Raw genomic sequence first — 14,355 nt, 5'->3', positions numbered from 1 at the left:
TCACTACCATTCACTCTAAACCTCAATCCATGCCGTGACCAATGGTCGCAGGCCAAACAATGGAAATGAGTGCGCCTGAGATGAAAATTGACAGATTGAAAGCCGTTTCAACTTCGCTCATCGGGGTGATGTGTCTGTTCGCTGGGCCATCGGCCTTTGCGGCATCCAAGGCCTATGTTCAGGCAGGCCATGCGCTGGCCAAGGCGCGTTGCAGCCATTGCCATTCTGTGGAACGACAGGGCAACAGCCCCCTGCCCGCCGCACCGCCATTCCGCACGCTGGCCACCCATTATCCGCTCGATAGCCTGCAAGAGGCATTGGCCGAGGGGATCGACGTCGGCCATCAGGGCATGCCGTCCACGCCATGGAAGCCATCGGAAATCAATCGCTTCATTGCCTATTTGAAAACGATCAATCCCAAGCCAGATAGCCTCGCGAAAACGCATCAGCATTAAGTAATAGCGGGGCTGGCGCGCACGCCAGCCCCTTGCGCATTACGCGAGCTCAAAGCCCTCATAATTGGAATAAGCGACCTCTTCGCAGCGGCGACGATATTCCGGTCCGCCACCGACATAGACAAGGGTGCGGCGCACGATGCTGCCATCGGGCTTGGTCGTGGTCTTGACCCACCATGCATTGGCATCCGCCATCAAGGTGCGGGCGAAATCGGCATAGACCGCGGTGGTCCATTGATCTTCTGCGGCCTGTGACGGCTCTGCAAAACTAAGGCCATAATCCCGCATATAGGTCAGCATCCGCGTCACCCATTCCGCTTGCAACCCACCGCACACGCCGACGTTACAGAATGCCGACCCATTATGCGGCCCCACCAGCGTATAGAAATTCGGGAAGCCGCGCGCCTGCAAGCCGAGGAACGTCGACGGGCCATCGGCCCATGCGTCTTTCAACAACTGGCCGCCCTTGCCCCGAATGTCGATCCGATCAAGCGCGCCGGTAACCGCATCGAAGCCGGTGGCGAAAATGATGACGTCGAGATCGTAGATATTATCCGTCGTCCGGATGCCATCCGACATGACTTCCTGAATCGGCGTTGCGCGGATATCGACGAGGTGGACGTTATCCTGATTATAGGCCTCGTAATAATTGGTTTCCATCGGCACGCGCTTGGCGCCGAAGGGGTGGTCGGTCGGGATCAATGTTTCTGCGACCTTCTGGTCCTTCACCCGTTCGCGGATCTTCTTGGCGATGAAGTCCGCGAGGAATTTGTTCGATTCCTTGCTGAGCAACAAATCGCGGAAGCCGCTGAGCCAGATGCCATAGCCCGGCTGATCATAGAGTTCCTCGAAGAATTCATTGCGCTCCGCTTCCGTCACATCGGTGCCCTTGCGGGTATCGCGATGATAGGGAAATGCGGTCGGCGTCGACTTCACATATTCGAGAATGGTCGGATAGCGCTGACGGATATGATCCATCTCTTCTGCGGTCAGCGGTGCATTGCCGAGCGGCGTGCACCAATTGGGGGTGCGCTGGAACACGTATAGATCCTTGGCAGTCTTCGCGACAATCGGAATGATCTGCACACCGGTCGCGCCGGTGCCGATGATGCCGACCTTTTTGCCGGTAAAGTCCAGCCCCTTGGGCGTGCCGTCCGCCTCGGTCGGCCAGCGCGACGAATGGAAATATTCGCCCTTGAAGCTGTCGATGCCCTTATAATCCGGCATGCGCGAGGCCGACAACGGCCCGGTTGCCGAGATCAGATATCGGCAGGTGACCATCTCGCCATTATCGAGCGTGACCTCCCAGACATTGTCGCCATCGATATAATGGGAAGCCACCACCTTGGTGTTGAACTTGTAATGCTTGCGGACATCCATCTTGTCAGCCGCCGCATTGGAATAACGCAGCATTTCCGGCTGGGACGCGAAAGTTTCGCTCCAATTCCAATCGGGGAGAATGCCCTTCAGCGCGAAATAGCCATAGGCATAGCTTTCGGTATCGAGACGGCAGCCCGGATAGCGGTTCCAAAACCACGTCCCGCCCACATCTTTACCCGCTTCGATGCCCAGGACGCGCATTCCGGCCTGATCGAGCAAATAGGTTTGATACATGCCGGTCACGCCCGCACCGATCACGATGGCATCATATGCCGGGCTCTTTTCGCCATTGATCACAGAAAAATCTCCCAAGGTCCGGCCACGATATCGGGCCGTCTCAATCATAAAATATACTGATGGGAATATTTATCCACTGTCAAGAACATTTTGATGTGCGCGACACCTATCGCCGCTATCTGCGGACGGGAAATTTCATGTTCGGCGATGGGAAAGTCGCGCCGATAAGCGCATGGAAATTTAGGCCGGGTCGCCCAATATCAGCGCATCCTGTCCCTGCGGATCGGCCTCCAGAAATTGCGAAGGGTCGGATACGCCAACGGTTTTAAGCGCCAGCGCCGCCAATTGCCGCGCCACGGACTTCGGCTCCCACCGCCCTTCCGGCTGGAACCAGAAGAATGCCCATGATGCCATGCCGCCCAAAGCCGAGGCGGCCAGCGACGTATTATCAAATTCGAATAGCCCTGCGTCCTTGCCCTCGTTCAACACGCCGCACAGCATGCGGTGGAATCGCAATTTGGACGAATCGATGGCCAATGCCTCTTCGGGCGGCAGGCTTTTCGCCTCGCGAAAATAGAGCGAGACTTCGCGGCGATTCTCGATCTGCAATTGGACGAAATATTGCATGATCCTGCCCAGCCGCCTGACCGGCTCATCCTCCAGCGTCGCACTATATTCTACCGTCTTGTCCGCCGCGCCCGCACCCGCGCGGCAGATCGACACCAACAGTTCCGATTTGCTGCGAAAGCGCGAATAGATGAATTGCTTGGTCACGCCCAGCGCATCTGCGATTGATTCAAGCGACGTGGCTTCATAACCATTTTCGAAGAATTGCTGCACCGCCTCTTCAAGAATGCTCCGACGCTTGATCGCATCGACCTCTGCCTTGATCGACTGAATCTTGGAGGGTGCATTGGGCTTCTTGCTGGGCATAGATCTCTTCGCTTGCACATGTCGTACGAGTTCAAACTGATGGTCGATAATGACCATAGAGAGAACGCCTCTGCACGTCCCTGCCGCCGATAAGGCCCAAGGTCAACCGCAAGCGCTGTTTAGACGATAGCCGTGGCCACAGTAGAATCCTCTGACAATATGGAGTTGTGCGCGCCCCCTAGATAGTGATGGCTGCATATCATAACGCGGCATGCAACGCCCCGACCTTTTAAAGCAGAGAGAATGCACGGCCATGAAATATGTCCTGACCCCGATCGATCTTGGCCCTGTCACCCTCCCCAATCGCGTGGTCCGCACCGGCCATGGCACCGGTCTTGGCGGCGGTACGATGAACGATACGCTGATCGATTATCATGTCGCCCGTGCCAAAGGCGGGGTCGGTCTCACGATCCTTGAGCTGCTCTCGGTCGGCAGTTCGGTCTATCCGTTCCTGTATCAGGGCGCGCCGGGGCTGGTGGAAGGCTATCGCAAGCTGATGGAACTCAGCCGCCCGCATGGCATGAAGATTTTCCAGCAGATCGGCCATCTCGGCAATGAAATCCCACAGGCTAATGGCAGCCCGCCCTGGTCGTCCTCCGATAGCGTCGGCGCCTTATTGGGCGTACAGGCCGAGCCGATGGGCAAGGCCGAAATCGCGCAATTGAAACAAGCCTATGCCGATGGGGTGAACGACTGCATCGCGGGTGGCCTTGATGGGGTCGAACTGCACATGGCCCATGGCTATTTGATGCAGCAGTTCATGTCGCCTTTGCATAATCAGCGCACCGATGAATATGGCGGCAGCTTTGAAAACCGGATGCGCCTGCCGCTCGAATTGCTCTCGATGGTCCGCGAGATGCTGCCCACACATATGGCGCTCGGCGTGCGGCTCAGCCCGGAATTATTGCCCGGCGGCATGACATCGGATGATGTCGCGACCGTGGCCAATCTGTTCCACGAGCGCGGCCTGATCGATTTCGTCAACCTCACCATCGGCACCGATTACAATGCCCATAAGATCATCGGCGCAATGCATGAGCCTGCAGGCTATGAAGTGCCGCATTCGGCGCCGGTACGCGCCGGGGTCAAGCTACCGATCCTCGTCACCGGCCGTTTCCGCACCTTGGAAGAGGCCGATCAGGTCATCAAGGAAGGCGCCGCCGACCTCGTCGCACTGACCCGCGCCCATATTGCCGATCCGGACATCGTACGCAAAACTCTGGCCGGTCGGCCAGAGGATGTTCGCCCCTGCATCGGTTGCAACCATGGCTGCATCGGCGGTCTGGTCACGGTCGGGCGCATCGGCTGCACCGTCAATCCGGCCATCGGCATGGAAGCCACGCTCTCGGAAGACCTGATCGAGCCGACCAAGGCCCCCAAGACCGTGCTGATCGTCGGCGGCGGCCCTGCCGGGTTGGAAGCCGCGCGGATCGCGGCCACCAAGGGCCATCGCGTGATTTTGGCCGAGGCCTCGTCCCAATTGGGCGGCGCAGTCAACGTTGCCCGCCGCGCGCCACGTCGCATGGGCATTGGCGACATCACCGAATGGCTGGAACGCGAGGTCTATCGCCTTGGCGTCGATGTCCGGCTCGGCACCTATGTCGATGCATCGGATGTCGCCGACATCGCGCCCGACGTCGTGATCGTCGCGACCGGCTCCTTCCCGCGCATGGATGGTCGCCAGCATCTCAGCCCCGGCACCGTCACCGCCGGAATGGAGCGCCGCCATGTCGTCTCCAGCCATGATCTATTGCTCGAAAACAGCAATCGCGACTGGGGCAAGCGCGCCGTCGTTTATGACGATACCGGCCATTATGAGGCGGTTGCAGCCGCTGAATTCCTGATCGAAAAAGGCGTGGGCGTAACCTTTGTCACCGGCCTGTCGAGCTTCGCGCCCAAGTTGGAGCCAAGCCTGTCGGCGGAACCGGCGCTGGAACGTTTGGCCAAGGGCGATTTCCGCCTCATCACCTATGCCCGGCTTTCAGAGATCAATGAAGGCAAGGCGACGATCGCCCATCGTTATGGCGGCGCACCGATCGAGGTTGATGCCGACACCATCGTGTTCGTGTCGCACAATATGGGCAATCGCGACCTGATCGACGGGCTGGCCGATTGGTCGGGTCAGGTGATTGCGGTCGGCGATGTGCGCAGCCCGCGCTATCTCCAGACCGCCATTCGCGAAGGCCATCTCGCCGCCCGCAACATCGCCTGAAAATAACCTGACCGCATCAATTGGCTGTCGAATGTCGCGTACATCTGCTGGGCGACAGTCGCCTGCTGGCGTTCATCGTCAGGCTGGCATAATGAGAAAGGCGACCGGGACAATAGCCATGCACGTCCATAGCCGTCCCGCGACCACATGTGCCGGCATCACCCGCCGGGTCAGACACTGGATGAAGGGGATAAAATGAGTGACCTTGATGTACGAATGATCATGCTCTCAACCGACAATCTGGATGAGTCGATCAGTTTTTACACGGACACCCTCGGCATGCCGCTGAAATTCCGCGACGGCACCAGATATGCCGCACTGGATGGCGGGTCGGTGACCCTCGCACTGGCGACGGAGATCGACCACCCCATGCCAGGAAAAGTCGTGGTCGGGATCAAGACCGCCGATGTCGATGCCGCCGCAAAGGCGATCGAGTCCGGCGGTGGCACGATCGTCAAAGCACCATATAATGATGCCCATGAGCGGCGTGCTGTCGTCTATGACAACAAGGGCAACGGATTGGTGTTCTACAGCCCATTGCCGCGTTGACGACTGACGCGTGGCCCGATCACCCTAAGGCGATCCAGTCACGCGAAGTGTCATGAAAGTCTCGGACGGCATATTGCGCCATGCCGGCAGGGCGCTTGGCGCTGCTCGGCATGGCGCATGGAACCACTATCAGTGGTTCGAAATATGCGTACCAAGGTGACGTCCAGCGATATAGCCGAAGGTCAAGCCCGGGCCTAAAGTCCCGCCGGCGCCACCGTAGATTTCGCCCAACACCGCGGACATAACGTTACCCGCCGCATACAGGCCCTGGATCGGGTTGCCGTTCCAATCGACCACCTGGCCATCGGCGTTGGTCTTTGGACCACCGGACGTGCCAAGCGCGCCGGATTCCATTTTGACGGCATAATAGGGGCCCTTATCAATCACGCCCAGCGTGCGATAAGGGGGTTCGAAATCCGTATCGCCCCACATATAGAAATTGTCATAGGTATTGTCGCCACGATTGAAATCGTCGTCATGGCCCTTACGCACCATGTCATTGAAGCGCACCACGGTGGATTTCAGCCCTTCAGCGTCAATCCCCGCCTTTTCGGCCAGTTCTTCGAGCGTGTCGGCCTGCATCATATAGGACGGGATCGGCGAACCCGGCGTGGAGGTGAACGCCGGGTATTTGTCCTTGTAGCGCTGATCGATGATCAGCCAATAAGGCAGATTCGGATATGTATGGTTGCCGGCATCGAAAGCGACCAGCGCCTTGCCCATGGCATTGTAGTTGGCGGCTTCGTTCACGAAGCGCTTGCCAGCGCTGTTGACAAGGATGGCACCCGGACGGGCGCGCTCGTCCGATCCCAACAGATAATTGGGCTTTGCGCTGCGGTGCTGCGGCTTATATTCAAGCACGCTCTGCTGCCAGAACGCGTTCTGCATATTGCCGAGCTGTGCACCGGCTTCGATCGCCATCAACAGGCCGTCGCCTTCGTTCTCCGGCACGCTGACCGGACCGGTGAGCGGACCGCGGATGAAGGCCTTGACCAGCATTTCGTTCCATTCGAAACCGCCGGTGGCGATCACCACGCCACGACGCGCGCGCACGCGGAAGTCGCGGCCATTGGCATCCTCGGCAATGACGCCGATGATCCGATCGCCATCCTTGACCAGCTTGCGGGCGCGCTTTTCGAACTCAACCGGGATGTTGCGATCCAGCACGGCCTTGAAAAGAGCCCCGGCCAGCGCCTGACCCAGACCACGGTAATCGCCTGCTTCGCGCTCGGCGAGGGTGGCTTCGTCCAGCGAGCCGCTGATCGCTTCCATCAGGCTGCCGCGCAGCGGATACGCCATCTTGCTGGGGTTCACGCGGGCGGCCCATTTGCCAAGTCGTTCAAAGGAAAAGGCTTCATTGTCGAGCGAACGCCCGCCATCCGGCTTCGCGCCCGGCGAATAGGGCTGATAATCGGGGAAATCGGTGAAGGCGCGGAGGCGCACCGGCGTCTTGTCCGCCAGATAGCGCAGCATCTCCGGACCATTCTGCATGAACGACCACAAGGTTTCAGGATCAAGCGAACCCGGGGCAAGAGAATCGAGATAGGTCACGACTTCTTCGTCGGAATCCTCAAGCCCGGCCTCGTGCTGATGATGGTTGTTGGGAATCCACAGCATGCCGCCGGACATGGCAGTCGTGCCGCCGACCATTCCGGTCTTTTCCAGAATGACCACTTCCTTGGCACCGAAATCATAAGCAGAGATCGCTGCTGTCATGGCCGCCCCGCCAGAACCCAGAACGACGACGTCAGCCTCCAGATCCCATTTCACGTCTTCAGTCATCTTCCATCTCCCACATAAGCGGTGTTGCTGGAGCAGCTGGCAATCGCCATCGCCCCATGTCTATTTATTTAGGACTACAGTAGATTTCGCCGGCACAGGCTGACACTCCAAAAAGTCCTAGGCGAAGGACTTAGAGATGCATTCCCCCCGAAGCCTCGATCACCTGGCCGGTGACCCATACGGCATCCGGGCCAACAAGCATCGCAATCACCTTGGCCACATCTTCGGGCTGGCCTACCCGCTTCAGCGCAGCAAGGCTCGCCAGCAAATCAACTGTCGCCGGATCGTTGAACAGGTCAGGCGCGAAATCGGTGATCGTCGCGCCCGGCGTCACCGCGTTCACCGTGATTCCGCGCGCGCCGAGTTCGGCGGCCAGCGAAAGGGTGAAGTGATTGACCGCCGCTTTGCTCATCGCATAAGCAATGCAAGAAGGATAAGCGACCTGCGCCACCATCGAGGACACATTCACGATGCGACCGCCATTGCGTAGCCGCGGCAGCGCTGCCTTGGTCACGAAGAACGGCCCCTTGGTATTCACCAGCATCTGGCGATCATATATCTCCTCGTCGGTCTCGGCGAGGGTGGCCATGCTGCCGATGCCCGCATTATTGACCAGAATGTCCAGCCCATCGGCCTTGGCATCAAAGGCTGCAAACATGGCCGAGATCGCTGTCGGCGAGCAAATATCGGCACATATAGCGAAGGCATCGCCCCCTGCCGCCTGAATCTCTGCCACCACCGCATCCGCCGCATCCTTGTCGCTGCGGTAATTCACCGCCACGCGCGCGCCATCGCTGGCGAGGCGCAGCGCGACCGCCCGGCCAATGCCACGCGAACCGCCGGTAACCAGTGCCGTCTTGCCGAGCAGTATTTTTGTCATCTTTTATCCTCTCGTCGGAACAGTTGGTCAGGCGTTTTCGGTGCTGAGTAGCGGCGGCAGCATCGAGTTATCAGCCAGAGCCTGCAAGGGCGGGACATGACCACCCATCGCCGTATAAAGGCTGATGGGATCGCAATATTCTGTGAACCGCGCTACGCGTCCATCGCGCACCGTGAACCGGGCAAGATAGCGGTTGCTATAGGCCGCGCCGGACCGCAGCACCATCGCACTTTTGTACTCCACGACCAATTCGCCGGGGTCGCCAGCCAGCGTATCCACTTTGATGTCATGGAGATTTTCTGGCCCCTCGATCATGACGGTGCTGGCCTGTCGCAACACTTCAACATAACGCTCGCGCCCCTGCGTGACCCGTTCAAAGCCAGGCGGACAGAACGGCACCTCGAAGACCACATCTTCGGTCGACAATGCGGTGATCACGTCGAGTTTCCAGAAACTCACAGCATCGAGATAGTCACGTACCAACTGGCAGTTGGCCGCGCGCAGCGCTTCGCTCATCTTCGATTTCTCCTCGCCTATATTTAGCCTGAAACGGTAGAGTGCGTGTCACCAGCGACAACTCTATAAAATGATAGCCATCACATATAAACTGACCCGCTGGATCTGCGCCCATCTGAGACGTTCAAAATCCATCTTAGATTTGGCCCAGAGAGAGGTGTGAAAATAGCCGAATGCCTCAACAAACGTGCCGGAATCTCGCACCATCTTTCGGGCCAGACGCGCGTGGAGCGGACATTCGTTCAGGCCGTACTAGTGGCTGCAATGCGCCTCAATCACGACCATAGGGCGCCGATCTGCGCGCGCCTCATAGCGGAAATTCGAAGAAGCTGTTACATGCCCGCGCGCAATGAACTCAGGAATTCGACAAATGCTGACGATGATTCAACCAAGCATGACATTCAAAGATAATGTTCAGCAATTGCCGCCCGTCGATGGCGTGCAACGCATCGACCTTATCGACGACAAGGGAATGGTGGTCGCCAGCATCGAAAATCAACCGGGCAAGCAAGGCTCGCTCGCCGTATATCAATATCTGCATCAGCTATTTGGCACCTTGGACGCGAACGCAGCCGAACATGGCTTGGCCGTGTTCGCCGAGCATATGGCGGATGCACGCAACCGTCCGGGCGCGCATCCGAATATCGACCGCCTCTTTGCGATCGCCACGGGCGGCACACCACTGCGCATCGACATCATCGCCATCAGCCACTGATGTGGCGGCCCGCCCAGCCTTTTTCGAGAACTGACAGGCGGGTTTTTGCCGAAGCTGGCACATGTACCTACGCCGGTGCAGCGAGGTCTGCTTCGGTTCGCCGCAGGACGCACTCCATTCACCTGCATAACCTACAATCTTGTCAGTAGCGTTCATGTGCCAGACAGGTGAACCTGAACACGCAGAACCGACGGATATATTTTAAAGGAATAGTTTCATGCATGTCATTTCCCAAAAGCCCGGCGCGCTCTTCCTGCTTGCCATGCTCACCCTACCGACATCGGGGGCCGTGTTCGCGCAACAGCAACAGGACCCGTCCGGGACCAGCATCATCGTCAATGGCGCAGTGCTGCCAGCCGGCCCGCAGATCGAAGGCATCATCTCCGCGCGCAGCGGCGACAAGATACAGGTCACGGCTGCCGACGGCACCAATACTATTATCGCGATCAACGATGACACCCGGATCAAGGCCAGCAAGGGGCTGTTCAGCGCCCGCAATAAGCTGACCGCAGCTTCGCTGCTCAACGGCCTTCCAGTGACGGTCAAGACATTGCAATCGGGCGACAGCTTGGTGGCGAGCCAGATCACTTTCCGGAACACCGATCTGAAGACCGCGACCATGATTCGGAATGGCACCGCCCAGCGCTTTGACGAACAGGCGGCAGCCACCGAGGCCCTGCGCGGTCGCATGGGCGATATCGACAAATATAATATCAAGAGCACGACAAATGTGTACTTCGATACGGGCAAGGCCGTGCTGTCGGAACAGGCCAAGGCCGATCTCTGCGCCACGGCAACCGCAGCCGAAGGGACGAATAACGCCCTGATGCTTGTGGTCGGTTACACTGATTCAACCGGCAGTGAGGAGCTCAACCAGGTGCTGAGCGAAAAGCGCGCCGGTCGTGTCATCAACTATCTTCAGCAGGCCTGCGGCTGGAAACCCTATCGCATGCTGACCCCAACCGGCATGGCCGAAGCGGACCCGTTGGCGAGCAATGACACTGCCGAAGGCAAGGCACAGAACCGCCGCGTTTCGGTGAATATCTTGGTCAGCAAGGGCCTTGACGGTATGTGAGACACACGGGGTGGGCTTTGCTCACCCCGACATTCTTGACAGGGACCGCCTGTGACCATGAGGTGCGGCGATCCGTCGCCGCCATCATCCAGCCTCGCACAGGTCCTTCAGCTGCTGCGCACAGGCCGCCCAGCCATCGGCGAAGCCCATATCCGCATGGATCTGCATTGTATCCTCGCTCCAGTGTCGGGCAGAGGCGGTGTAGCGGGTGCCGTCACCCTCCGGCGAGATTTCCCACGTACCGATCATGAACGGCCCTTGTGGGTAGAAGCGATAATCGACTGCGTCAGTGGAAACGATGCGCCGCCCTTCGTCATAGGCAAGATAGACACCCTCCAGCCGTTCTTCCTCACCGTTCGGACCGCGCAGGACCACGCAGGTCCTGCCGCCGGGGCGCTTGTCCTGCTCGATGATTTGAGTGGTCCAAGGGACAGGGCACCACCATTTTTCCATCTCCTTGTCCATCGCCCGCCACACCCGTTCGGGTGGCGCGGCAATAAAGGTGGTAACGCTGAGCTCATAAAGGGGCCTCGGCCATCGTTTTTCTCCTCAATCGCGGTCAGGGGCACCGAGCGGGAAAAACTGACGCCAAGGCCGCGCCTCGTCAATGCAGCGCTTGACCGGCGGCAGCGCCAGCAGATGCGCCCGCCATGCCCGGAGCAGCGCGAACTCATCGGGAATCTGCAGCACCCAATCGGCATAGAAAAGCGACGGCGCGGCGGCGCATTCGATAAGGCTGACCGTCATCGGGCGGCGATAAGTGGCGAGCCAGTTATCGATCCAGTTATAACTGCGGCGCAAGGCGGCGTGGACCCGCTCGCGAGTTGGCGCGCTGAGAGCCCCCTCGCGGATCACCTCCGCGACGCTCTCCTGCATCACGTTCATGACATAGTTGTCGAATACCCGGTCGAACATCCGCATCCGCAACGCTTCGTCCGGATCGGCGGGCAACAGCATCGCCGGGCCGGGATGATGAAGCGCGAGATATTCGATGATCGAGCTTGCCTCGAACACTTCCACCTCGCCATCGACCAGCAACGGAAACTTGCCAAGCGGGCTCGCCGCCTGCACCCGCGCGACGTTTTCCGGATGGTTGGGATCGACCATCCGGAATACGAACGGCGTGGCATTAGCATAAAGCGCGATCAGCGCCTTCCATGTGTAGGATGAGAACGGATGGCCATAGAGCGCGAGCATCATGCCGACCCTCCGCTCCCATAGGGCCGGGTGATCGCTTCGAGCAAATGACCGTCCGGCCCCTCGAAATAAACGCCACGACCGCCGTCATAATGGTTGATCTCGCCCGGCATGGTCCTCGCCGGATCAGCCCAATAGGTCAGGCCGCGCTGCGCGATGCGGGCCATGACCGCATCGAATTCATCCTCGCCGACCAAGAAGGCATAATGCTGTCGCGCGATCGGCCCTTCCTTGTCGGCAAAGTCGAGCGAAACGCCATTTGCCAGATCGACTACGTCGAAATGGGCAAAGCGCCGGGGTGGCGTCAGGCCCAAGATCTCGCTGACAAACCGCGCGGACGCCATCTGGTTGCTGGACCAGACGATCGTATGATTGAGTTCGACCGTCATCGTCTTACCCCTGCCGCAACACTGCGATGGCGGAGCTTCGTCGCAGCGGCGGCGTCAGTGGTCAGGAGTTCATACCAGATGAAGTCGTCCATCGCTCAAACTCCCATTCGATCGGTGATCGGCGACATTCCTGCGCAGGTCACAATATTCACCCCCTATGGCCATAGGGCAAGCCGAAATGGACTCAGGCGGGCGGCAGGTCGTCGCCATTGGAGACCGTCTCGTCCATAACACATGGCAAGTCCTCGGGTTCTACTGTGCATCACCTCCCTGCGGGCTGCTACCCTAATCTTTCATGATCACCTCAAGCGATGCTCAGCCATATTATCTGCACGCGAAGCGCCCAGCAGACATCACAAATCTCGCGTTTTTGTTGTGCAAGGCTCACTTGTTCTCAGGGTTACCGGTTCAAATATTTATCGATGGTATTCTCAAAATGACGCACGCGAATTTCTTGATAATTTCCTAGCTGAATTTGACCCGTGACCGACGCCTTAAGGCCCTGCTGCACATAGGGAAGATTGCCATTATCCTGCTCGAAAACGTCACCCAAAACACCCAGTTCAGGCGCATCCGTCCATTTTTCGTCCAAGCCCAGAAATTTGCGCGGCACACAACGCGGCATGGGTTGATCAGGCCGCATGCGGGTAAGGATACGCACTTCCATGATGCAGTGATCAGGATCAGGCCCTGGCTTCCAATGGTAAATGATGCTGGGTGTAAACCCACCCCATAAGGAGAAGTTCGGGAAAACATTGTACACCAACGCATCCATCAGTTCGCTATCGCTGACGTCGCTGAAATCCTGATCGTATAATTTGGCGTAACTCAGCCGTGCGACTTCACCGACCGCCCGTCGCGCAGTTAAGCCTTCCGGCACCTCGACATGCACTTGAGCCGACGCATCAAAATTGTCTGCCGTCCGGCCATTGTACCGCTCGAACTCGTCCACAATCCATTGCTGGGACTTATTGGTAGGATCTAGATGGGGGGAGATCACGCCGAACAGCGACCATGATGCATTCACGTGATCGCCCCAAACATGGTAGCTGGCATTCGCATCGCCGTGAAAAGGCATGAGCTGCGGATGCGTCACATATGCATGGTAGGATTCCATAAAGGCTTCCATCGTGGCCTTCCAATTCGCAGGCACAACTTTTGCTACCCACGCCGTCGTGACACACTCTTCATGTTTCCAGCGTTTGAAATGCGTCGGTATCGGATGCAGATATTCCTCAAGCGCCGGCCCTTCATCCGCCTCACGGACGAAAATATAGCCGCCCCAACGACCAACCGACGCCTCCGGCAGCTTCATCTTGTCGTCTTCAAGATGCTGGAAATCCCATCGGCATGGGATGTTGCTGAGTTCGCCATTCGGTTTCCACGAAAAACCATGAAAAGGGCAGGTAAATTCGCTTGCCCACCCACTTTCGGTGCGCAACTTCCGGCCACGGTGGAGGCAGACATTATGGAAAGCCCGAACAGCCCCGTCCTCCTGACGCACGAGCAGATAACTGCGTCCTGCATTTTCAAAAACGACATAGTCGCCGGGTTCGGGGAGTTCTTCTTCACGTGCGGCAAACTGCCAGACATAGGGCCATAGCTTCGCATTCTCAGCCGTTGCAAAGTCGGGGTGCCAGTAACGCTCCGTCGAGATCGGGTCTGAACCGAGATATTCATAATGCTCGGTCTTCAGAAATGCCGGAACCTCACGAGAATCGGCCTCCATCAAATCGATCCAGCCGTCCCCGGGGCAGCGAGCAGACCCCAGCATCTCGTTCTCGCCCAAATCGCGTGGCGTTTCTGCGTCCATTTCTTCGTCCTCTCCCAGTTGCAAGGGGGATGACCATCCTCTTTGCCCGACGCGCCAGATCAACAAATGGCGGAGGCTTGGAAGCCCACCGCGTGGCGGCGCGGCCAATCTCAAGATGGTCAAATCGACCCTTGCAAACATTCGTTATGTAGTGTCATAACAGTGGTTATTATCATGGGCAAAAAGTGTCAAGCTGGAGCCTCTCAAATTGATATAGGAGAG

13 protein-coding genes and 1 pseudogene are annotated in these 14,355 nt (G+C 58.3%); 5 read left to right on the top strand and 9 right to left on the bottom strand.

Annotated features, from left to right (window positions below; translation table 11 throughout):
• Positions 1-80: 80 nt before the first annotated feature.
• Complete coding sequence (locus K6117_RS09880) at positions 81-455, top strand: c-type cytochrome (protein WP_221794482.1); 375 nt, start codon at positions 81-83, stop codon at positions 453-455.
• Between the two features lie 39 nt (positions 456-494).
• Here the strand turns inward: K6117_RS09880 and K6117_RS09875 are convergent, their stop codons facing one another.
• Both K6117_RS09875 and K6117_RS09870 read right to left on the bottom strand, forming a co-directional pair.
• Positions 495-2,132, bottom strand: a complete 1,638-nt coding sequence (locus K6117_RS09875; protein ID WP_221794685.1) for a flavin-containing monooxygenase — start codon at positions 2,130-2,132, stop codon at positions 495-497.
• Between the two features lie 180 nt (positions 2,133-2,312).
• Entirely contained in the window at positions 2,313-3,005 is a 693-nt protein-coding gene (locus K6117_RS09870) for a TetR-type transcription factor C-terminal domain-containing protein (RefSeq protein WP_221794480.1), read from the bottom strand.
• A gap of 253 nt (positions 3,006-3,258) precedes the next feature.
• Here K6117_RS09870 and K6117_RS09865 point away from each other — a divergent pair, with 253 nt between their 5' ends.
• Positions 3,259-5,217 (top strand): oxidoreductase, encoded by a 1,959-nt coding sequence (locus K6117_RS09865; RefSeq protein WP_221794478.1) that lies wholly within the window; start codon positions 3,259-3,261, stop codon positions 5,215-5,217.
• Between the two features lie 195 nt (positions 5,218-5,412).
• A complete protein-coding gene (locus tag K6117_RS09860; protein WP_221794476.1) occupies positions 5,413-5,766 on the top strand; it encodes a VOC family protein in 354 nt (117 codons plus the stop codon).
• Between the two features lie 129 nt (positions 5,767-5,895).
• On the opposite strand, the gene K6117_RS09855 is transcribed toward K6117_RS09860, so the two are convergent.
• The 3 genes from K6117_RS09855 to K6117_RS09845 all read right to left on the bottom strand — a co-directional run bounded on the left by K6117_RS09855 (position 5,896) and on the right by K6117_RS09845 (position 8,944).
• Positions 5,896-7,548, bottom strand: a complete 1,653-nt coding sequence (locus K6117_RS09855; RefSeq protein ID WP_221794475.1) for an FAD-dependent oxidoreductase — start codon at positions 7,546-7,548, stop codon at positions 5,896-5,898.
• Positions 7,549-7,678: 130 nt separating this feature from the next.
• A complete protein-coding gene (locus K6117_RS09850; protein ID WP_221794474.1) occupies positions 7,679-8,428 on the bottom strand; it encodes an SDR family oxidoreductase in 750 nt (249 codons plus the stop codon).
• Between the two features lie 27 nt (positions 8,429-8,455).
• Positions 8,456-8,944 (bottom strand): nuclear transport factor 2 family protein, encoded by a 489-nt coding sequence (locus tag K6117_RS09845; protein ID WP_221794473.1) that lies wholly within the window; start codon positions 8,942-8,944, stop codon positions 8,456-8,458.
• Positions 8,945-9,323: 379 nt separating this feature from the next.
• Here K6117_RS09845 and K6117_RS09840 point away from each other — a divergent pair, with 379 nt between their 5' ends.
• Both K6117_RS09840 and K6117_RS09835 read left to right on the top strand, forming a co-directional pair.
• Positions 9,324-9,659, top strand: a complete 336-nt coding sequence (locus K6117_RS09840) for a DUF2322 family protein (RefSeq protein WP_221794683.1) — start codon at positions 9,324-9,326, stop codon at positions 9,657-9,659.
• 217 nt (positions 9,660-9,876) lie between these two features.
• On the top strand, positions 9,877-10,734 hold the full coding sequence (locus tag K6117_RS09835) for an OmpA family protein (protein WP_221794472.1): 858 nt from the start codon (positions 9,877-9,879) through the stop codon (positions 10,732-10,734).
• An 84-nt stretch (positions 10,735-10,818) separates the two neighbouring features.
• Here the strand turns inward: K6117_RS09835 and K6117_RS09830 are convergent.
• The 4 genes and pseudogenes from K6117_RS09830 to K6117_RS09815 form a co-directional block, all read right to left on the bottom strand.
• A pseudogene (locus K6117_RS09830) lies at positions 10,819-11,238 on the bottom strand (SRPBCC domain-containing protein); the annotation flags it as partial.
• 45 nt (positions 11,239-11,283) lie between these two features.
• On the bottom strand, positions 11,284-11,934 hold the full coding sequence (locus K6117_RS09825) for a glutathione S-transferase family protein (protein WP_221794471.1): 651 nt from the start codon (positions 11,932-11,934) through the stop codon (positions 11,284-11,286).
• On the bottom strand, positions 11,931-12,320 hold the full coding sequence (locus K6117_RS09820; RefSeq protein WP_221794470.1) for a VOC family protein: 390 nt from the start codon (positions 12,318-12,320) through the stop codon (positions 11,931-11,933). Before K6117_RS09820 ends, K6117_RS09825 begins: the two co-directional genes overlap by 4 nt.
• A gap of 400 nt (positions 12,321-12,720) precedes the next feature.
• A complete protein-coding gene (locus K6117_RS09815; protein ID WP_343211770.1) occupies positions 12,721-14,274 on the bottom strand; it encodes an aromatic ring-hydroxylating oxygenase subunit alpha in 1,554 nt (517 codons plus the stop codon).
• Between the last annotated feature and the right edge of the window lie 81 nt (positions 14,275-14,355).

Source organism: Alteraquisediminimonas sediminicola, from assembly GCF_019740335.1.
Classification (GTDB): Bacteria; Pseudomonadota; Alphaproteobacteria; order Sphingomonadales; family Sphingomonadaceae; genus Alteraquisediminimonas; species Alteraquisediminimonas sediminicola.
Note: the sequence above shows the minus strand (reverse complement) of the source record. Positions and strands in the feature narration are given on the sequence as shown.